18 protein-coding genes are annotated in these 21,271 nt (G+C 42.9%); all 18 read right to left on the bottom strand.

The window, feature by feature from the left end:
• Window positions 1-23: 23 nt before the first annotated feature.
• The 18 genes from hfq to JDF658_RS06670 all read right to left on the bottom strand — a co-directional run bounded on the left by hfq (window position 24) and on the right by JDF658_RS06670 (window position 21,269).
• Window positions 24-284: an RNA chaperone Hfq gene (gene hfq / locus JDF658_RS06755; RefSeq protein ID WP_078664484.1), complete on the bottom strand. Its 261-nt coding sequence runs from the start codon at window positions 282-284 to the stop codon at window positions 24-26.
• A gap of 60 nt (window positions 285-344) precedes the next feature.
• On the bottom strand, window positions 345-1,286 hold the full coding sequence (gene miaA, locus JDF658_RS06750; RefSeq protein WP_079906917.1) for a tRNA (adenosine(37)-N6)-dimethylallyltransferase MiaA: 942 nt from the start codon (window positions 1,284-1,286) through the stop codon (window positions 345-347).
• A 2-nt stretch (window positions 1,287-1,288) separates the two neighbouring features.
• Window positions 1,289-2,056 carry a class I SAM-dependent methyltransferase gene (locus JDF658_RS06745; RefSeq protein ID WP_079906915.1) on the bottom strand — a complete coding sequence of 256 codons (768 nt, stop codon included), beginning with the start codon at window positions 2,054-2,056 and terminating at the stop codon, window positions 1,289-1,291.
• Window positions 2,057-2,066: 10 nt separating this feature from the next.
• Window positions 2,067-3,806 (bottom strand): DNA mismatch repair endonuclease MutL, encoded by a 1,740-nt coding sequence (mutL, locus tag JDF658_RS06740; RefSeq protein ID WP_079906913.1) that lies wholly within the window; start codon window positions 3,804-3,806, stop codon window positions 2,067-2,069.
• A 13-nt stretch (window positions 3,807-3,819) separates the two neighbouring features.
• A complete protein-coding gene (mutS, locus tag JDF658_RS06735; protein ID WP_079906912.1) occupies window positions 3,820-6,426 on the bottom strand; it encodes a DNA mismatch repair protein MutS in 2,607 nt (868 codons plus the stop codon).
• 64 nt (window positions 6,427-6,490) lie between these two features.
• Window positions 6,491-6,829, bottom strand: a complete 339-nt coding sequence (locus JDF658_RS06730) for a hypothetical protein (RefSeq protein WP_079906910.1) — start codon at window positions 6,827-6,829, stop codon at window positions 6,491-6,493.
• A gap of 155 nt (window positions 6,830-6,984) precedes the next feature.
• The gene (locus tag JDF658_RS06725) at window positions 6,985-7,365 is read right to left on the bottom strand and encodes a YlbF family regulator (protein WP_078664478.1); all 381 of its coding nucleotides are present in this window, start codon (window positions 7,363-7,365) and stop codon (window positions 6,985-6,987) included.
• Between the two features lie 26 nt (window positions 7,366-7,391).
• Window positions 7,392-8,723: a tRNA (N6-isopentenyl adenosine(37)-C2)-methylthiotransferase MiaB gene (gene miaB, locus JDF658_RS06720; RefSeq protein ID WP_079906908.1), complete on the bottom strand. Its 1,332-nt coding sequence runs from the start codon at window positions 8,721-8,723 to the stop codon at window positions 7,392-7,394.
• A gap of 63 nt (window positions 8,724-8,786) precedes the next feature.
• Window positions 8,787-10,514, bottom strand: coding sequence for a phosphoenolpyruvate--protein phosphotransferase (ptsP, locus tag JDF658_RS06715; RefSeq protein ID WP_078664476.1), 1,728 nt, complete (start codon window positions 10,512-10,514; stop codon window positions 8,787-8,789).
• 91 nt (window positions 10,515-10,605) lie between these two features.
• Window positions 10,606-12,180, bottom strand: coding sequence for a cation acetate symporter (locus tag JDF658_RS06710; RefSeq protein ID WP_079906906.1), 1,575 nt, complete (start codon window positions 12,178-12,180; stop codon window positions 10,606-10,608).
• Entirely contained in the window at window positions 12,180-12,500 is a 321-nt protein-coding gene (locus JDF658_RS06705; RefSeq protein WP_079906905.1) for a hypothetical protein, read from the bottom strand. Before JDF658_RS06705 ends, JDF658_RS06710 begins: the two co-directional genes overlap by 1 nt.
• A gap of 249 nt (window positions 12,501-12,749) precedes the next feature.
• On the bottom strand, window positions 12,750-14,276 hold the full coding sequence (locus JDF658_RS06700; protein WP_078664473.1) for an acyl-CoA carboxylase subunit beta: 1,527 nt from the start codon (window positions 14,274-14,276) through the stop codon (window positions 12,750-12,752).
• 12 nt (window positions 14,277-14,288) lie between these two features.
• Window positions 14,289-15,068, bottom strand: a complete 780-nt coding sequence (locus JDF658_RS06695; protein WP_078664472.1) for an enoyl-CoA hydratase-related protein — start codon at window positions 15,066-15,068, stop codon at window positions 14,289-14,291.
• A 1-nt stretch (window position 15,069) separates the two neighbouring features.
• Window positions 15,070-15,984 (bottom strand): hydroxymethylglutaryl-CoA lyase, encoded by a 915-nt coding sequence (locus JDF658_RS06690; protein ID WP_200805651.1) that lies wholly within the window; start codon window positions 15,982-15,984, stop codon window positions 15,070-15,072.
• A 31-nt stretch (window positions 15,985-16,015) separates the two neighbouring features.
• Entirely contained in the window at window positions 16,016-16,228 is a 213-nt protein-coding gene (locus JDF658_RS06685; RefSeq protein ID WP_078664470.1) for a biotin/lipoyl-containing protein, read from the bottom strand.
• Window positions 16,229-16,243: 15 nt separating this feature from the next.
• On the bottom strand, window positions 16,244-17,578 hold the full coding sequence (locus tag JDF658_RS06680) for an acetyl/propionyl/methylcrotonyl-CoA carboxylase subunit alpha (protein ID WP_079906901.1): 1,335 nt from the start codon (window positions 17,576-17,578) through the stop codon (window positions 16,244-16,246).
• 19 nt (window positions 17,579-17,597) lie between these two features.
• On the bottom strand, window positions 17,598-19,556 hold the full coding sequence (locus JDF658_RS06675; RefSeq protein ID WP_079906900.1) for an acetoacetate--CoA ligase: 1,959 nt from the start codon (window positions 19,554-19,556) through the stop codon (window positions 17,598-17,600).
• A gap of 48 nt (window positions 19,557-19,604) precedes the next feature.
• A complete protein-coding gene (locus JDF658_RS06670; protein WP_079906898.1) occupies window positions 19,605-21,269 on the bottom strand; it encodes an AMP-binding protein in 1,665 nt (554 codons plus the stop codon).
• Window positions 21,270-21,271: the final 2 nt, after the last annotated feature.

Genomic DNA, 21,271 nt, shown 5'->3' with positions numbered 1-21,271 from the left:
CTTCAGGCCAGCCCCTTGCTAACTTACTGGTTTTGGTTAACATTGCGGTTATCAGAAAAAGAAAAATGAACAGGCTTAATGGGAGCTACTGTTGAAATTGCGTGTTTATAAACCATTTGTTGTTTACCTTCTTGTTCTAAGATAACAGTAAAATTATCAAAGCCTCTTACCAGTCCCTTAAGTTGAAAACCATTAACAAGATAAACAGTTACCGGGATATTTTCCTTCCGGACCTGATTTAAAAAAGCATCCTGTAAATTAATAGTGGATTTAGTTGTTGTCATCTCTCTATACCTCCATCTAAATTTATAAATAAGGGCAAACGCTTTGCTGGAAAGATATTTCTACATTTTTGCCCATAGTCCTGCTGCCTCTTGAGCAATTTTTTTACTGATATCATGGATTGATTGATCAGTTACATCCAGCCAGTTGATATTTTCTTCCTGGCGTAACCAGGTTAATTGCCTTTTGGCATAACGGCGGGTAGCTGTCTTGATATCCTCCACCATTTGCAGATAAGTAATTTCTCCGCGTAAATATGAGAAAATCTGTTTGTAGCCTATTGCCTGGCTGGCTGTATTGCTTAAATTGTATTTGTCCAGTAAATGTTGGGCTTCTTCAATCCAGCCACTTGCCAGCATTTGTTCCACTCTTAAATTTATCCGCTCATATAATTTTTCCCTGCTGGCAGTTAATGCATACATCAAATACTTTCTTTTTAAGCCCTTTTGCCGGGATTTTTCCTGATAGTAACTGATAGGCTTTCCTGTAAAATGATATACCTCTAAAGCTCTGATTATTCTTTTGAGATCATTGGGATGTAATTTGTTAGCTGTTACTGGGTCGATAGCCGCCAGTTCCTGCCAAAGTGCTTCGGTCCCTCGCAGGGTAGCTTCTTTTTCTTTGCTCTTGCGCCACTGCCAGTCCACAGCGAAAGGTGTAAAATCATAGGTATGAGTTAAAGCTTTTATGTATAAACCTGTACCGCCAACAATGATAGGTTTTTTATTTCTGGCATAGATATCTTTAATCTTTGCTTCTGCCAGGGTTTCAAACAAGGCTACACTAAATTCCTCTTCCGGACTGATAATATCCAGAAGATGATGGGGAATTCCCTGGCGCTGTTCAACAGGTACTTTAGCTGTTCCTATATCCATGTCTTTATACACTTGCATAGAATCTCCGGATATTATTTCCCCGTCAATGAGTTTGGCTAATTCAATGCCTACTGCTGATTTACCTACGGCGGTGGGTCCTACAATAATTAAAACTGGTTGATAATCCATCACTATCCCTCTTGCTTACTAGAATAATAGATACCGAAGCCAAGATTAGAACTGGTTTTAATTAATTGGTCTGGCCTGAAGTTCTTAAAGAAGTCACTATTCAGGTTCTCTTTAACTACAACCTGCCGACGGCACTTGCTTAACGCTAACTGGACATCGGCGGCCATAAGGGGAGTCGGGTTACCAATTAATCGTAGTATATTAATACCCGTTGACTTGCTTTTGGTTATTTGAAACATGGGATCAAAATAAATGACATCAAAAGATTGTCCGGGAGTTCTATTTAAAAAATGGTGAAAGGAACTGTTGATAATCTCAATTCGCTGTGTTAATGGTTTTAAAATAGTGTCATTCAATTTCGCAAAACCATTTTCGGCCAAAACAGCAACAAGCTTTTCCGATTCCAGGGCAGTGATTTTTCCTGTTGGTCCTACACTATAGGCCAGAACCAAACTATCTGCTCCCAGGCCCATGGTACAATCCAGGATGTGATCCCCTGGTTGAGGGTCTACTGCCGTGATCAGGGGGTCCTGACCGTTTCTCATCAAATTTAATATTCTCAGTTTTGCCATATTGGGATGCCAGGATAAATTTTTGTTCTGATACCTAATGAAGATATCTTCCAAACTAACAATAATTAATACTTGCTCCGGATTATTCCTTACTTTAGAACGATGAACAAAGGGTAACTGTAAGCGCTGTGCCAAGGATATGGCTTTTTTTATACTCTCTTCCGAGGCTTTATTTGAAGTGGTAACAACAAACTGCAATTTATTCACCTCATGTGCGTTTAAAAAGCTGTTCTAGCTCCTTTAGTTGCCATTCAATTTTTGTTGGTCGCCCGTGGGGGCAGGTTACTGGTAAAGTGCATTGATGTAATTGTTCTATTAGAGCTTCCATTTCTGGTAGAGATAGTTTCTGGTTTGCTTTGATTGCTGTTTTGCAGGCCCTTAAGATTAACCATTTTTCCTGTAAACGCTGAATGTTTTCATACTGTTTGTCAACCATCAGTTCAAGTAAATCATGGAATAGTTCAGTAGCAGTAGCATTATCCAATCCCAGGGGAACTGCTCTCAATAATATAGTATTTTGCCCAAAATGTTCAACTAAATAACCAAAGTCCTGAAAGAGAAAGATTTTATCGATTAGGGTTTGAAAAAGCAATGGGTTCAAAGTAATGGTTTCAGGATATAACAGGGGTTGCACTGCTGTGCGGAAATCCTTTTCATTAAGCAATTTTTCATAGAGTATTCGCTCATGGGCAGCATGCTGATCAACCAGGGAGAAACACTGATTATCCTCCAACAGAATAAAGGAGTCAAAAATCTGCCCGATTACCCGCCAGCCTGGGAGCGAAAGCGGATAATCAGGAGCGGATTCTTTTATTTCCTGAATTTGTGGTGTAATATCTGGTTTGGCAGGTTGACTAAATAGCTCTACAAACAAGGGACGTGCTTGTGGAAGCTCCTTGCTGATTTTCTTATCTGCCAAAGTCATACTATTTATGATAGTTTTGGCTGATTGCTGTGGGAAAAACTGCTCTTTGACAGCACTTTCGATCACTTTAGTTATTAGATCTTCTTCACTAAAACGGATTTCCATTTTAGTTGGATGAACATTTACATCAATTATTTCAGGCTTAATTTCAATGAACAGGCAAAATATTGGATAGCGGTTTATGGCTAACAGGGTATTTAAAGTTTTTTCCACAATACTGGAAATTAAGCGAGAGCGAACCAGGCGGCGATTTACAAAAATAATTTGTTGCAGCCGGGTTGTCCGGCTAAAAGCTGGCGGAGCCAGAAAACCATGGATTTTTATACTGGCATCAGCACTTTCGCCTTTGACTTCAAGCATTTTGCTGGCGATTTCCTCACCAAAATTCAAAACCAGGGGATAAAAATAATCTCCCTTTCCATCGGTTTGCCACTGACGGCTACTGGCAGCAGTAAATTTAAAAGCGATTTCCGGATAGGCCAGGGCGAATCTTAAGAGAATATCTTTAATATGACCCAGTTCGGTTGACTCTGATTTGACATGTTTTTTGCGTGCGGGGGTGTTAAAAAACAGGTTGCGTACAATGATATCAGTGCCAACAGGCATGCCTACCGCCTCTTCAGATACTAGATGGCCCCCGGAAAATCTGAATTTCCAGCCATTGATGGAATCAGCAGTCCGGCTGGAGATTTCCAGTTCTGATACGGAAGCAATACTGGGCAAGGCTTCACCCCGAAAACCCAGGGTTAAAAGCTGAGTTAGATCATTGATGGACGTTATTTTACTTGTAGCATGTCTTTGAAAAGCCAGAGGAAGGTCTTCTTTGCTAATCCCCATTCCATTATCAAAGACACGAAGATAGGATAATACCGATTCGCCTACTTCAATTTCTATTTTGCTGGCCCTGGCATCAATGGAGTTCTCTACCAGTTCTTTGATTACTGAGGCAGGTCTTTCTACCACCTCTCCGGCGGCGATTTGGTTGGCGGTTATCGGGTCTAAGATTTTTATCCTGTTAGACAATCAGACCTCCTCCTCATCGTTTGAGATATTCCTGGGCCTTTTTCTGCAAGTTAAACAGGATATTCAATGCATCCAGGGGGGTTGTAGTAATAAGATTTAAATTTAACAATTCATCCAGAATAGGATTGGAATCATTAAATAAGGTCAGCTGCTGTACGGGGGTTGAATAGGGTATTTCCTGCCTGATGCTAATATCTTTCCGCTCATTTTCCAGCTGCTCCAGAATCTCTTTGGCACGCAGGATTGTTTCGGCCGGTAGACCAGCCAGTTTGGCTACATGAATACCATAACTGCGGTCACTGCTGCCTGGGACAATCTGGCGCAAAAATACTATGTCTTCCCCCTCTTCCTTAACGGCAACACAATAATTCTTTATTTCCGGATGCCTTTCAGCCAGTTTGGTCAGCTCATGATAGTGGGTTGCAAAAAGGGTTTTGGCGCCAATTTTTTGAGGATCATTCAAGTACTCGGCAACAGCCCAGGCAATGGACAAACCATCAAAAGTGCTGGTGCCCCGACCAATTTCGTCCATGATAATAAGGCTTTTTGCAGTGGCATTATGCAGGATATTAGCCACTTCTTGCATTTCTACCATAAATGTAGACTGACCCCGGGCCAAATCGTCAGATGCCCCTACTCTGGTAAAAATCCGATCTACCAGTCCGATTTCAGCCTGTTCTGCCGGGACAAAGGAGCCTATCTGGGCCATGAGTACAATCAGTGCTACCTGGCGCATATAGGTGGATTTGCCGCCCATATTGGGCCCGGTAATGATTAACAAGCGATTTTGCTTATTGTCTAAATAAGTATCATTAGGGATAAACCATTGGCCGTTGAGACTTTTTTCTACTACAGGATGTCGGCCTTTCTTGATGTCGATTATATTACTTAAATTGAGTACTGGCTTCACATAATTATTTTGTACTGCTGCTACTGCCAAACTGAGTAGAGCATCCAGTTCCCCCAGGAGCTTTGCTGTTTTTTGCAGCTGGGGGATTTCCTGAGCAATGGTCTCGCGGATTTGGCAGAAGATCTGGTATTCCAGTTCAATCCCCTTCTCTTCCGCTCCCAGTATAATTTCCTCTAACTCTTTCAATCTTTCTGTAACATATCTTTCTCCTGTTGAAAGAGTTTGTTTGCGAATGAAATGGGATGGGACCAGATGCAAGTTGGCTTTGGTAACTTCAAGATAATAACCGAAAACCTTGTTATAACCAATCTTTAAACTCTTTATTCCTGTTTTTTCTTTTTCCTCCGCTTCCAAACGAGCCAGCCAGGTCTTGCCTTCAGTAGCTGCAGTCCGTAACTTGTCCAGTTCCGCATTAAAGCCAGGTTTAATTATATTGCCATCCTTACTGGAAATGGGTGGCTCAGGCATGATAGCTGCCTCGATTAAAGCGGCAATGCTTTCATGCAAGCACAAATTATCAAAAATGTACCGAAGCTGACCAGCTTTTTTCTCCTCCAGAAGTTTCTTTATTTCTGGCAGCACTTTTAAGGTTGAACCTAAGGCTACCAGGTCTCTGGGGTTTACAGTTTTATATACTATCTTTCCCGCCAATCTTTCCAGATCATAGACATTCGCTAAAAGCTGTTTAATTTTAAGTCTCCAGCGACTATCAAATACCATTTGTTCAATGGCAGCAAGTCGATTATTTATTTCCTGCAAATTAAGAAGTGGGTTTTCAATCCACTGCTTTAAGGTTCTGCCGCCAAGGGCTGTAACGGTATTATCCAGAACTGAAAGCAAGGTATGTTCCCTGCTACCATCCCTTAAATTTTGTGTTAGTTCTAGATGCCTCCGGGTTATTGCATCTAAATACATTATTTTGTCAATATTATATAATTCAAGTTTGTTAATATGGGACAAGCAATTTTTTTGCGTTGCCAGAAGATAATCCAGCAATGCAGCAGCAGCTTTGGCGGCTGAATTCCAGTGGTCAAGTCCCAAACTTTTCAAATCATTGACATGAAAGTGCTTGGTTAAAGTCCTATTGGTAAAGTCCCAGGCAAAAGCCCAGGAGTGATATTCGGTCACAATCCTCTTACCCTGATTATCGAACCAGTTTGGGCGGGGGTTACCGATAAAATTAGCCAGAGACTCTGAGATTAAAATTTCGGCTGGATTCAATCTGGCTAGTTCATCTATCAATTTTTGTTTGTGAGGATCACACTTAAACTGGGTTACCTGGAAGAGGCCGGTGGAGACATCACTGGCAGCCAGGCCGATTAAATTATCTTCGTAATGTAAAGCCATGATAAAGTTATTGCTTTTCTCATCTAATACAGTTGTATCAATAATTGTCCCCGGAGTGATTATTCTAATTACTTCTCTTCTTACTATCCCCTTGGCCTGTTTAGGATCTTCTACTTGCTCACAGATGGCAACTTTGTAACCTTTGTTAATCAGCCGGGCTATATAGGAATTAGCGGAATGATAGGGCACACCGCACATTGGCACCCGCTCTTCCAATCCGCCATCCCGACCGGTTAAGGTAATTTCTAATTCCCTGGCAGCAATTTCAGCATCTTCAAAAAAGAGTTCGTAAAAATCTCCTAATCTAAAAAACAACAAACAGTCTTTGTGTTTATCTTTCATCTCCAGGTATTGTTTCATCATCGGGGTTAAGTTGTTATTCAAGCCATTACACGCTCCCTGGTTTAATCTCGGTATACTAAATAAATTATAACATGATTATTTTTGTAGTACAGACTATAACGGCTTTAATCAATAAAAATGTGTAGAAATAGAGGCTGGAAAAATATAAGGCATTTTTCCAGTTAAAAACTTTACGGTTTAGTTTAATACCCTCTAAGTGTAAGATAGATAAAGTGAAAACAAATATTAAATACGAGATTAAAAAAATAGTTTCAGTTGAAATATTAGTAATGGTAATGGCTTGAAATTTGTTCACCACAAAATAGAACAAAAGAATAGGAAAAAAAGCTGAAAAAGCAATCAAGATAAAAGTAAAACAAAAAGTCAAATCATTTAAATCATTAGAGTGGTTGTTTTGTTGCATAAAATTTCCCCCCAATCAGGCTAACCCCGAAAAACGCCTGACAGGCCGGATGTCTCCATTAAAAATATATTTCACAAACAATGGCAATGAAAGTCATTAAGCTCCAAAAGCAGAATAATCCCCTTCAAGTGTTGAACTTGAAGGGGATTTGGTTATTAACCACAGGTGCTGCCACAGGAGGCACAGCCACCGCTGCCGCAAGCGCTGTCACCACTGAGGGCCTGACCTATGACTGTATTAACGGTTTGCAGGAGTTTTTCCAGCTGGTGCTGGGCTTCTAAATACCTGCGAATGGAAGGATTGTTTTCCATTTTGCTTTCGATGGCTGCTCTGACCAGTTCTTGTTCAGGTGTGAGCTCTCTGCCGGCAAAAAAGGCTTCCTGAAATTCCTGTTGTTTTTCCTGGAATTCGGCGATTATTTCCAGAGCCTCAGGGTCTTTATTCATGGCGATTTCGGCTTCTCTTACTTCTTTTAACTCTGGACATTCACTGAGAGCAAAAGCCAGCTCTCTTGCCTTTTCAATTACTTTGGACATTAGTGTCCACCTCCAAATACTTTATTTTAGATGATTTCCCCTTCAAGATGCCAGGTTTTAGCATTGGCAATGCGAACGGGAATCAATCTGCCAATGAGATCACTATTTCCGCGAAATACCACGATTTTATTGGTTCTGGTTCTACCTGAGAAGAATTCTGGATTGGTTTTACTGGGGCCTTCTGCCAGAACTTCTAAGGTTTTGCCGATATCCTTAAGATTTTCTTCCAGAGTAATCTGGTTCTGACGGTCAATTAAGTGCTGGATACGCTGACTTTTTACATCTTCAGGTACCTGATCATTATATTCTGCTGCCGGAGTTCCAGAGCGCTTGTTGTAGATAAAAGTATAGGCTGCACTGAATCTCACCTTTTCCACTAAATCCATGGTTTCAGCGAAATCGGCTTCTGTTTCACCGGGAAAGCCAACTATGATATCGGTAGTAATTGCTATATCAGGTACAGCATTTTTCAGTTTTTCGACTAAATGCAAATAGTCTTCCTTGCTATAACGGCGGTTCATTTTCTTCAATATGGCAGTTGAACCGGATTGGACGGGTAAATGGATATGTTCACATACTTTTTCCAGAGATGCAATGGCTTCAATTAGTCGATCGCTTAAATCTTTGGGATGAGAGGTGGTGAAACGAATGCGCTCAATCCCATTTACTCTGTTTAATTGCTGAAGCAAACCGGCAAAATCAATTTCAACCTCCAGGTCTTTACCATAGCTATTGACGTTCTGACCCAGTAAGGTGATTTCCTTATAGCCTTTGGCAGCCAGATCTTCCACTTCGCGTATAATATCTTCGGGCATACGGCTTCTTTCCCGACCCCTGGTGTATGGTACGATGCAGTAAGTGCAAAAATTATTACAACCATACATGATAGTAACAAAAGCTTTAAGATTGTCAGCACGTCTGGATGGCAGGTTTTCGATGATTACACCAGGGTTATTATGCAATACTTCCACCACCATTTTCCGGGCTGCTTGCGCTTTGGCCAGCAATTCCGGTAATTGATGGAGATTGTGGGTGCCGAAGACCAGGTCCATGTGGGGATAACTTTGTTTAATTTTCTGGATAGTAACTTCCTGTTGTGGCATGCAGCCGCAAATTCCCAGGATTACATCGGGATTTTTCTGTTTAATTTTTTTTAGCTCCCCCATTTTGGCCCAGATCTTGTTTTCCGCTGATTCGCGTACTGAACAAGTATTGAGTAAAATAATGCTTGCGTCTTCTTCTTTTTCAACCGGCACATATCCAAGGCTTTCCAAAATGCCAGCCATGGTTTCGGTGTCGCGTTCATTCATTTGACAGCCATAGGTTTCTATAAGATATGTGCGCAGGGGCAAATCCATTACTGTCACTCCTCCACTAATACTATCTAAATCATTATAGACTATTATGGTGTAGATTACAAATTAACGAAACATGGTTTTGATGGCACGCAGTTCTTTTTTGGCCAGATTGGTAATTTCATCAGCAGTAGAACAGGCTAATGCCTTGTTGGCCAGGCGCTGGCAATGAGTAAAGGTTAGCTGTCTTAATAGGCCTTTTATTTTCAATAGACTAGCCGGGTTCATGGAGAGTTCATCCACACCAAGCCCAAGCAATATCGGGGCAGCTAACAGATCACCACCTAATTCGCCGCAAACTGCTACCCATTTGTGGTGATGGTGAGCCAAGTCTACGACAGTTTTAATCAAGCGCAGCACTGCTGGGTTTAAGCTTTCATACAAATGGGATACCTGGGCATTGGTGCGGTCAACGGCAATAGTGTACTGGGTTAAGTCATTGGTACCTATACTGAAAAAATCCACTTCCGGGGCCAGGATATCCGTAAGGATAGCGGCAGCAGGAGTCTCTACCATGATTCCTACTTCAATCTCACCAATAGGGTGGCCGGCGGCAATGGTTTGTTCGCGGGCCTGGACTAAAAACTGCTTGGCAGCTCTAAGCTCATCAATACTGCTCACCATCGGGAACATCACCCGGACTTTACCAAAAGCGCTGGCGCGCCATATGGCCCTGAGCTGGGGTAAAAACAGTTCCGGGGTATCCAGACACAAGCGAAGGGCCCGCCAGCCCAGAAATGGATTGGCTTCTGCCGGCAGTTTCAAGTAGGGCAAATACTTGTCCCCACCGATATCCAGGGTACGGATGGTGACCGGTTGATTATTAAAGGCTTTAACTACTTCCACATAGGCCCGAAATTGCTCTTCCTCTCCAGGCATATCATCCCTGTCCATATAAAGGAATTCAGTACGAAATAGACCAATACCACTGGCACCGTAACGTTTGGCACTTTCAGTATCTCTGGGTGTACCAATATTGGCGACTAAATGGATAGCATGTCCATCCAGAGTTTCTGCCGGTAAATCCCGTAATCTGTCCAGCTCCCTTAATTGCTGTTCATATAGTCGTTGCCGTTTTTTATAGTATTCCTGAATACGGGCTGAAGGGTTACAAATAATCAATCCTTTGAAACCATCCACGATTACAGTGGTGCCATTAGCTATTTTTCTAAGGTCGTTACCAACGCCGACGACAGCAGGTATCTCCAGGGCCCGGGCCATAATGGCGGAATGAGAAGTTTTACCCCCTACTTCAGTGACAAAAGCCAGTACATTTGCTTTGTTCAACTGGGCTGTATCAGAAGGGGTTAAATCATGGGCAAAAACGATTTTGGGTTCAACTAATTCCAGACGAGTTTCAGGCTGGCCGGTGACAATCCGGACTAACCTTTTACCCACATCACGAATATCCGAAGCCCGTTCCTGTAAGTAAGGATCGGGATTGGTAGCAAAAAAAGAGGCAAAAACTTCTACGGCATCGATGATAGCCGCAGAAACAGGCAATAGTTTAACGGTAATGTTTTCTTTTATGGCATCAATGAGGAGTGGATCCTTTAATAAAAACAAATGGGCATCAAATATTCTGGCCTCCTGGTACCCCAATTCCCGGGCTGTCTTTTCCCGCAACTGGTTGAGTTCCGATTCAGCCTGCAGCAGGGCGTGCTCAAAACGCTCTAAATGCTCATTTACTTGCTGGCTGCTGATTTTCTCTTTATTTACTCCTACTTCCCAGGCAATTAGCCACTGGACCTGACCTATAGCAATACCTGGTGAAGCGCCAATACCTTTCCACATAATGTCCATCCCCTTACCCACGTTTACTTCAATTATACTCTTCTCCCGGGGAAGAAAAAAGGGGGCTCTAAGCCCCACCGTGATTTTTCTTCTAATATACTTCTTTTGCGTGTACCTTTTTCATAAATTCGTTAACATCAGCCGGCACCTGACCATCCCAGAGGCTAACCAGCCAGACGGAGAGGAATCCCAGAGGAACAGTAACAAGACCAGGAATCTTGAACTGTAGCCAGGTCGGTAAGGTTTCGGGCAGGAAAATCATCCACAGGGAGGAGATTAAACCTACCAGCAGACCAGCAATGGCACCTTTTTCTGTCATTCCACGCCACCAGATACCAAGAACGAAAATAGGAGCAAAAGTACTGGCTGCCACATTAAAGGCCAATCCCACCAGATGACCGATAGAGGCTTTTTCCACCATTAACCCAAGGATGCCGTAGAAGATACCGCATATTACTGCTGCCCATTTTCCGGCTAGAACTTTCTGTCTCTCAGTAGCATTGGGGTTAATGAAATTGGTATAGAGATCATGGCCAAGGGCACCGGAACTGGCAATAAAGATACCGGAAAGGTTGGAGAAAATAGCAGCAAAGGCGCCGGCAATAACAAATCCTAATAGCCATTGACCGCCCAGGGATGCAGAAAGTGCAGGGATAATCATATTGTTTCCACCTTGAATCATGGCTTTCATGGTTTCTGGATTTAAGGTTCCTTTAGTTACACCATCGAGGAAAACATAGCGGCCAACGGTGCCGAGATATAAGGCAAGACCGAAGAAGGCAGAAGCGATTGCGATAGCGAAAAGTGCGGAATAGCGAGCATCTTTGGCAGAGGGATTGGTGTAGAAACGCAAAAGGATATGGGGTAATCCCATGGTTCCAAAAGCTAAACCGATTAGCATGGAGATAGTACCTGTTAAATCCTTGAACATGGTACCAGTATATTCCCACTTGGCTCCATTAAAGACCAGATCCTTACCATCGGGAGCATACTGACCAGTTCCCGGTAATGTTCCGTTGAATTGAGTGATAAAATCTAGGATTTTGCCGTAATTCATTCCCATGTAAATAGCCATAGCGAATAATACCAGGAAAGCACCGAAACGGATCCAGATTTCCAGGGCCTGGTTAATAGTAGTGCCTTTCATACCTCCGACCCCAACATAGAACACCATTACTGTTGTGGTAAAGACAATCCCGAAGGCATAACTGGTCCCGAAAAACAGTTTTAAAATCTGGGCAGCACCCAGTAGTTGTGGGGCAGCATAAAAACCGGAAATGGCTAACACTACTATAACTGCAACCAGACGGGCTGTTTTACTATGAAAACGCTGGCCAAGGAAATCGGGAACGGTAAAGGCGCCGAATCTACGCAAGGGGCCTGCGATAAACATAGCCAATAATGTTAAACCGATTGAGAAACAAAAAGTATAAAAAAGTCCGTCATAACCTAGTGAAAAAGTCAGACCTGCCAATCCTAAAAAAGTAGCAGCACTGAGATAATCCCCAGCAATAGCTGAACCATTAACCAGCCAGCCAAAACTCCGACCAGCGACCCAGTAGTCAACGGTGGTGGTAGCATATTTACGGGTTGCGTTAGTAATCCAGACAATGGTACCCAATAGAATAATTGTAAATAAATATTTGGGATCAGTTAACCAATTCATTAATGAAATACCTCCCTTCTTGTCCGGGTTTCCTCAATATCAGCACCGAACTTATTCTGGTAGAAATAAACATGAACTGCTGCGATCAGGAAAGCCAGAATCATAGCAAAAATTGATGTTAAAAACCAGGTTAATGACATGCCTCCCCAGATTCTGGTTTTCATTAGTGCCGGTGCGGTCCAGTTTAGTACAGGAACGGCGAAGAGAAAGATAAAATAAATTACTGATAGCCAAAAAGCCAAATTGAATTCTGATTTCATTACATTCTTAACTTCAACGTCTAAAGGAGGCAAGTTGTTTACATTTACTTTATTACTCACGTTTAACACCTCCATCTTTTGATCTTTAACGGGCTAAACAGCTACCCTCCTTTCCAGCCCATCGTTGTTTATTAAAATATTAGAAATTATCCTGGTTTTTCACAACAAAAAATCGTTAATTGTCATTTCTAAAGGTTAACCATAACTGGAATGGAAGAATTGAGAGGTGAAAATTCATTATAATAAACAAAAAAGAGCCAACGGCCAAAAACTCTCAAAAATTGACCGTTGGCTCAAATTTTCAGTTAATTAGACCGGTATAACACCATGACGGCGATCACTGAAATGCCTTTGTTTATTACGGGCAAAATCCAAGCGGTTAACAATTTCAGAACGTAAATTTTCGGGGGCAATAATACCGTCTACCACTAACTCAGATGCCAAACGATATATATCTATATCCTCTTGATATTCCTGGCGCTTGCTCTCGATAAATTTGCGCTTTTCTTCACCTTCTAGCTGGGCAATTTTATTGCCATATACTGCATTTACTGCTGCTTCCGGGCCCATGACTGCAATTTGAGCTGAGGGCAGTGCCAGACAGGCATCAGGTTCGAAAGCAGGTCCGCACATGGCATATAGCCCAGCGCCATAGGCTTTACGTACTACCACGGAAAATTTGGGCACAGTCGCTTCAGAAATAGCATAAATTAGTTTGGCTCCATGCCGAATTATTCCAGCTCTTTCCACTTTGGTACCGATCATAAAGCCTGGAACGTCCATTAAAAACAGTAGTGGTATGTTAAAGGCATCGCACAACCAAACAAATTTTGCTACTTTGTCAGCTGAATCAACGAAGAGAACACCACCTTTCACTTTAGGCTGGTTGGCGATAATGCCAAAGACATGGCCTTCAATGCGGGCAAGTCCAGTAATCACTTCCTGAGCAAAAAGGCTTTTAATCTCAAGAAAACTGTCTTCATCAACTATCCCCTTGATGAATTCGTACATATCAAAGGGTATATTCTGATGGGCCGGGATAATATTTGCCAGTGGCTTGCCAGCTGCAGGCTTTTTCCCTTCCAGGCTCGGAGGAGAGCATTGATTATTGGCTGGCATGTAAGACAAATAGCGTTTGGCCCAGGCAATGGCCTCTGCCTCGCTTTTTACCAGTACATCACCACAGCCACTGACACTGCAGTGCATCATGGCTCCTCCCATTTCTTCCAGGGTCACCTTTTCCCCGATAACCATTTCAGCCATCCTGGGGGAACCCAAATACATACTGGCATTACCCTCTACCATGATTACTACATCACAAAAGGCAGGTATATAAGCTCCTCCGGCAGCAGAAGGTCCGAAAAGCAAACAGATTTGTGGTATTACCCCGGACATTTTAACCTGGTTATAAAAGATTTTACCTGCACCGCGTCTGCCGGGGAACATTTCCACCTGGTCGGTGATTCTGGCTCCGGCTGAATCAACCAGGTAAATCATTGGCAAACGCAGTTTATAAGCCATTTCCTGAATGCGGATAATCTTTTCTACTGTGCGCCAGCCCCATGATCCAGCTTTTACGGTGGAGTCATTAGCCATAAAACATACCGGTTGCCCATTAATTTTTCCATATCCCGTCACTACCCCATCGGCAGGTAGGTCGGGCTGCTGGCAGTTAGCAAACAAGCCGTCTTCCTGCATGCTACCTGGATCTAAAAGCATTTCCAGACGATGGCGTACGAACATCTTTCCCTGGGCTTGTGCCTGCTGATGATATTTTTCGGCGCCGCCCTTTTTGATCTGGTTGGCTATCTCATGAAATTTATCCAATCCTAACATGCTCCCTACCCCCTATTTGCCTTGGAATTGTGGTAGCCTCTTTTCTTTAAAAGCAGTCAGCCCCTCGCGACGGTCAGCGGTATTGATAAGCTGGCGGTAACAGCTGGTTTCCCAGTATAGTGCATCATCCAAACTCATATTAAGACCTCGGTTTATTGCTGTTTTTGCCTGTCTAACAGCTAATGGTCCATGTTGGGCAATCCTTTCGGCTAGACCCAAGGCATTTGGTAACAAATCTTCAGGTTTATAAACATGATTGATTAAGCCAATCTTTTCCCCTTCCCTGGCTGTGAATCTGGCAGCGGTAAAAATTAATTCTTTGGCCCTGGCGGGACCGATAATACGCGCCAGCCTTTGCGTACCTCCTGCTCCTGGTATGATGCCAAGAGCAACTTCAGTTAATCCCAGCATGGCCTGTTCTGAAGCCAAGCGCAGGTCACAGGCAAGGGCCAGTTCAAGACCACCTCCAAAAGCCACTCCATTTATTGCTGCAATTACAGGAAAGGGCAAATTGGCAATCAACTGAAAAGTGTCTCGGATAGTATCAATGAATTGCAAGACCTGATCATCATTCATTGAATCTCTTTCCTTCAGGTCTGCACCGGAACAGAAGGCTTTTGTACCAGCTCCGGTGATAATCATTATCCGCAAATTTGAATGGTATAATTGGAAAACCAGTTCTTTTAATTCAGTTAAAAGGGGATAACAGAGGGCATTATATACTTCGGGGCGATTTATAGTGAGGAGAAGACCATTGCCCTCTATAATCTCCTGTTGAATTAAAAAGCTCATTCTATTCCCCCCTGGTACGGCGATAGATTTGCAGAATTTTACTGGGTAGCCGCTTACCCAGAATAGCCTGGGCCCGGGTTGATACTAACACCAGACGGTCCAAATCTATCCCGGTTTGACAGCCCATAGCATGCAGCATATTAACCAGATCTTCAGTTGCTACATTACCACTGGCTCCAGGAGCATAAGGACAGCCACCGAGACCACCAAAAGAAGAATCAAATGTGGTAATTCCGTATTCCAGACCAATGATGGTATTGGCCAGGGCCATGCCCCGGGTATCATGTAAATGTAAGGCCAATTTACCGGGAGGAATTCGTCGAGTAATCAGGCTAAGACTTTCCTGTAACTGTTTGGGATGGGCTATCCCGATAGTATCGCCAAGGGAGACCTGGTAAGCTCCTGCCCCTAGTAATTTTTCACTGATCTCCATTACTCTTTCTATTTTTACTGGACCATCATAAGGGCAACCAAAGGCGGTGGAAAGGTAGGCCCTCACTCTGAGCCCCGCCACATTGGCTTTGTAGATTAGATGCAATGCCTCCCGAATGGCTTCATCTGCTGTTTTATTTAAATTTTTTAGGTTATGGCCTTCACTGGCGGATACAACTACGGCGATTTCATTTAATCTAGCTGCCAGGGCTTTTTCCAGGCCTTTTTCATTGGGAACAAGGGCACTAATGTTACATTCTGAGGGTCTCTCCATTTTTGCCAGTAATTCACTGGCATCTTTCATTTGCGGAACCCACTTTGGGCTTACAAAAGCTGTTACCTCCAGGTTTTTAACCCCACTTTGAATTAAACCATTTATCAATTCCAGTTTTTCCTCAACAGAAATATACCTTGTTTCATTTTGCAGGCCATCTCTGAGGCCCACCTCCCAAATTGTAACCTGTTTTGGCAAATTGGCTAACATGGGCCCCATCCCCTTTCATTGTAAAATCTGTTTATTCCAGTTTTAAAATACAATCTCCTTCGTTAATAAAATCGCCAACCTGAGCGGAGATTTCTACCACAGTGCCGCCATATTCGCTGGTCAATGGGATTTCCATTTTCATGGATTCAAGCACTGCGATCTCCTGGCCTGGTGCAACCACATCTCCCACATTCACCCTGAGTGCCAGTATAATTCCAGCCATTTGAGCTGTAATTTCTTTCATGTTTATCCTCTCCTTCTAGTATAATTTAAGAAATTCTGTTAAAAATTGCGTATTATATTTACCTGATTGAAAAGACTGACTTGTTAGAATAGCAACCAGTAAATTGCGATTGGTTTTTATACCTGTAATTTCTAGATTGGTTAAAGTTTGTATTAACTTTAAACGTGCTTCATCTCTGGTTTCCCCATGAGCAATAATTTTGGCTAACAAGGGGTCATAATATGGGGTTACTTTGAGACCGGATTCTATCCAGGTCTCAATTCTTATACCAGGTATTTCAGGCCAGATGACAGTTTCTATTTTTCCTGGGGCAGGCAAACAGGTTTTATCATCTTCAGCATAAAGTCGTGCTTCTATAGCCCATCCCTTACTAATGGGACGTGTTGTAGGCAAAGCTGCACCTGCTGCCAGTTGAAATTGCCAGGCCACCAGATTCCAGCCGGTTACTTCTTCCGTGACAGGATGTTCTACCTGTATTCTTGTATTCATTTCAAGAAAGTACAGGTTATAATTTTCATCTACAAGAAATTCAAATGTTCCTGCCCCTACATAGCCCAGACTGGTACCTGCTCTTTCTGCAAGGTCGAAAAGTTGCTCACGCACTTCTTGCGGCAAGTTGGGAGCCGGTGCTTCTTCAATCACTTTTTGATGTCTCCTCTGAATGGAACAATCTCTTTCCCCGATAGCCAGGCAATGCCCATGTTCATCCCCTAATATCTGTACTTCAATATGCCGGGGATTAGGCAGATATTTCTCTACATAGATAACGGGATTGCCGAAATAAGCCTGGGCCCGTTGGCGCACCGATGACCACATTTGCTCTAACTCAGCCTGGGAATTAATAATGGCCATACCAATTCCGCCACCGCCACTGGCTGCTTTTAGTATTACCGGGAAACCGATGTTCTCGGCCATTTTTTTGGCTTCTTCAAGATGTTCAATCTCATCACTGCCCGGGAGTAAAGGAATCCCAATCTCAGCCATCGTTTTACGCGCAGCTACCTTATCTCCCATGGCAGCTATGATCTCAGGACTGGGGCCAATAAAAACCAGGTTATTTTCCCTCACCTTTTCAGCGAATTTGGCATTTTCCGATAATAAGCCATAGCCAGGATGAATACAATCACAACCAGTTTGCAGAGCGACTTCGAGGATTTTATCCATTTGCAGGTAACTCTGGGCCACGGGTGGTGGGCCAATACAAATGGCTTCATCGGCCAGCCGGGTGGGTAAAGTGTTTTCATCAGCAGTTGAATAAACAACTACTGTTTTTATGTCTAATGTTTTGGCGGCTTTAATGATACGGCAGGCGATTTCCCCTCGATTGGCGATCAAAACTTTTTTAAACATCTTCTCTCCCTCCCCTCCTTTACTCCTGTTGTAATTCAGGTATATCTTTGAAATAATTCAGGGCTTCCGGGTTAGCCAGTGCTTCTCTATTGGTAACTGGTTCATTATGAATGACATTGCGCACAGCCAGCTCAACTTTTTTGCCATTGATGGTATATGGAATATCAGGTACAGCAATGATCTTAGCTGGCACATGGCGGGGAGTAGCGTTTTTTCTTATAACTGTTTTGATCTGGTTTACCAGCTGTTCATTTAAAGTAAAACCAGGTTTTAATTTAACAAATAGTATTACTCTCACATCGTCGTGCCAGTTCTGTCCAACTACCAGGCTATCCAGGATTTCAGGGATAGTTTCCACCTGCCTGTAGATCTCGGCTGTACCTATCCTTACCCCACCGGGATTGAGGGTAGCATCAGAACGACCGTAGATGATCACTCCGCCCCGGTCAGTTATTTCGATAAAATCACCATGGCACCAGACATTGGAATAAACATTGAAATAAGCCTGATAATATTTCTGGCGTTCGGGATCATTCCAGAATCCCAGCGGCATTGACGGAAAAGGAGCGGTACAGACCAATTCTCCTTTCTGGTTAATCAGGGGCTTACCTTCAGGATCATAACTTTCTACTTTCATTCCCAGACCGCGGCATTGTAATTCACCGGCATAAACAGGACCCAGGGGATTGCCTAGAGCAAAGCAGGATATAATATCTGTTCCACCGGAAATAGAGCTGAGCTGAACGTCGGATTTAATCTTTTGGTATACATAATAAAAATTTTCTTTAGTTAATGGGGAGCCTGTGGATAAAATCGTTTTGATTCTGGATAAATCATATTCTTTACCAGGTTCTATTCCGGTTTTCTCTAATGAAGAGATATATTTTGCGCTGGTACCAAAAATGGTAATACCAGTCTTTTCAGCCAGTTCCCATAAAATACCCGGATGAGGGTGAAAGGGAGAACCGTCAAATAAAACTATGGTTGCTCCCGTAGCCAGTGAGGAAACTAGCCAGTTCCACATCATCCAGCCACAGGTGGTATAGTAAAAAATAATGTCATCCTGTTTTAAATCCGTGTGCAAAATCAGTTCCTTCATGTGTTGTAACAGAGTTCCGCCGGCACCATGAACAATACATTTTGGTTTTCCTGTAGTTCCAGAAGAATATAGTATATAAACTGGATGGTCAAAAGGTAACTGGGTATAAATAATGGGCTGGGCAGAAAATTGTTTTTGAATATCCGAGAAAGCTATAGCTGACAAACTGAGCTGAGGTAACGGAATTTCCTGAACATATTGGACCAGTACAACTGATTCAATGCTGGTAATGGCGCCAGTAATTTGTATAATTTTTTCCGTACAATCAAAAAGTTTGCCATTATAGAAATAGCCATTGGTAGTGAAAAGAACTTTCGGCTCTATTTGCCCAAAGCGGTCTATTACCCCATTGACGCCGAAATCAGGTGAACAAGAAGACCAGATGGCACCAATGCTGGTAGCAGCTAGCATTGCGATAACCGTTTCCGGTATGTTGGCCATATATCCTGCTACCCTGTCCCCAGGTTTTACTCCGAGCTGTTGCAAATATGCAGCAGTACGGGCCACTGCTGCATATAACTCAGGATAAGATAGAGATTTAATCTCCGCTTGTTCATTTATACTGATAATTGCCGGTTTGTTCAGGTTATAATGTCGTAGCAGATTTTCGGCAAAATTTAAACTCGCTCCTTCGAACCACTTGCTGTTAAACATGTCCGAGCTGTTTTTCAGTACAGTATGATAGGGCTGGGAAAAGATTATTTTACTGAAATTCCAAACTGATACCCAGAACTGCTCTATATCGTTAATAGACCACTGATACAATCCGTCATAATCTTCAAGCTTTTGATTGTACCTTTCATTAACATAGTTAATGAAATTATACATGTTAGTTTTTTGTATTCTTTCCGGGCCAGGTTCCCACAGCTTTTCCGCCATACCTATCCCCCTCTCTTTTCAGGCAGGGCCAACCTGAGGGCCCTGCCTTTATGCCGTTTCTATATTAGCGGCTGCTTCAAGGCCATATTCCTTGATCGCCATTTCCCTTAACTTGAATTTTTGCACTTTTCCGGAGGCAGTGCAGGGATAAAGGTCAACAAACTTGATATAACGGGGTATCTTATGACGGGCGATTTTGCCAGTGCAGAATTCCCGTACCTCTTCCTCTGTTAATACTTCACCTTCTTTCAAGCGAATAAAAGCAGCTACTTCTTCACCATATTTTATGTCCGGGACACCGACCACCTGAACATCCAGGATTTTAGGATGGGTATAGAGGAATTCTTCAATTTCCCTGGGATAGATATTTTCACCACCGCGAATAATCATATCTTTGAGGCGGCCAGTGATTTTACAATATCCGTTTTCATCCATAGTTGCTAAATCCCCGGTATGTAGCCACCCTTCATTATCGATAGCAGCCTGGGTTGCTTCTGGCATTTTATAGTAACCTTTCATGATACCAAAGCCTCTGGCACACAATTCTCCTTGCTGGCCTGGGCCCAGGGTCTCACCAGTTTCGGGATTGACGATCTTGACTTCAACATGAGGAATAGCACGCCCCACAGTTGTGACCCGCAATTCAATGGGATCATCTGTCCTGGTTTGAGTGATCACGGGCGAGAACTCGGTTTGACCATAAGCGATGGTTACTTCCCGCATATTCATCTTTTCCACAACCTGTTTCATCACTTCAATAGGACAGGGCGCTCCGGCCATAATTCCTGTACGCAGGGAAGAGAGATCAAAGGAACGCTGATTCAGAACTTCCAGTTCAGCTATAAACATTGTTGGCACACCATAAAGGGCTGTGCATCTTTCCTTTTCTACAGCTTCCAGGACTTTAACAGGATCAAAATATTCAATGGGAACCATGGTAGCACCATAGACTATGCAGGTTAAGGTGCTCATCACACAGCCAAAACAATGGAAGAGCGGTACTGGGAAGCAGAGTTTATCTTCAGAAGAGAATTTTTGGCATTCACCTACAAACTTAGCATTATTTAAGATGCTATAATGGGTCAGCATTACACCTTTGGGGAAACCGGTTGTACCTGAGGTATACTGCATATTTATGACTTCATCGGGCTTAAGGGAAGCCTGGCGAGCAGCTAAGTCGGCATCACTAACCCGACTGGCGAACTGGAGAAATTCTGACCAGGAATAGGTTCCAGGGTATTTGCGGTCAGAGATTACAATAATGTTTTTTAATAAAGGCAAGTTGGATGAGTTGATTTGACCTGGTTGACTGTTTGCCAGTTCGGGAAGTACAGTGTTTATCATTTCAATGTAATTATTGTTCCGGTAATTTTCAATCATGATTAAAGTAGTAACATCAGATTGCTTGAGGAGATACTCCAATTCAAAAGCACGATAGTTGGTATTAACTGTTACCAGAACAGCTCCCATTTTGCCGGTAGCGAACTGAGTATAAATCCATTCCGGATAATTGGTGGCCCAGATGGCAATGTGTTCACCTTTCTGGATTCCAAGACCCATAAGGGCTTTTGCTACTTCGTTTACCTTTTCCTGTAATTGACGATAGCTTAAGCGCAAGTCACGGTCTACATATACGAGTGCATCTTTGTTCGGGAATTTTTCCACCGTCTGGTCAAACAAATCGCCAATGGTTACATTTAGCAGTTCGCTCATTC

It is taken from the genome of Carboxydocella sp. JDF658, from assembly GCF_002049395.1.
Taxonomy (GTDB): Bacteria; Bacillota.
This window is presented reverse-complemented; position numbering and strand designations above follow the sequence as displayed.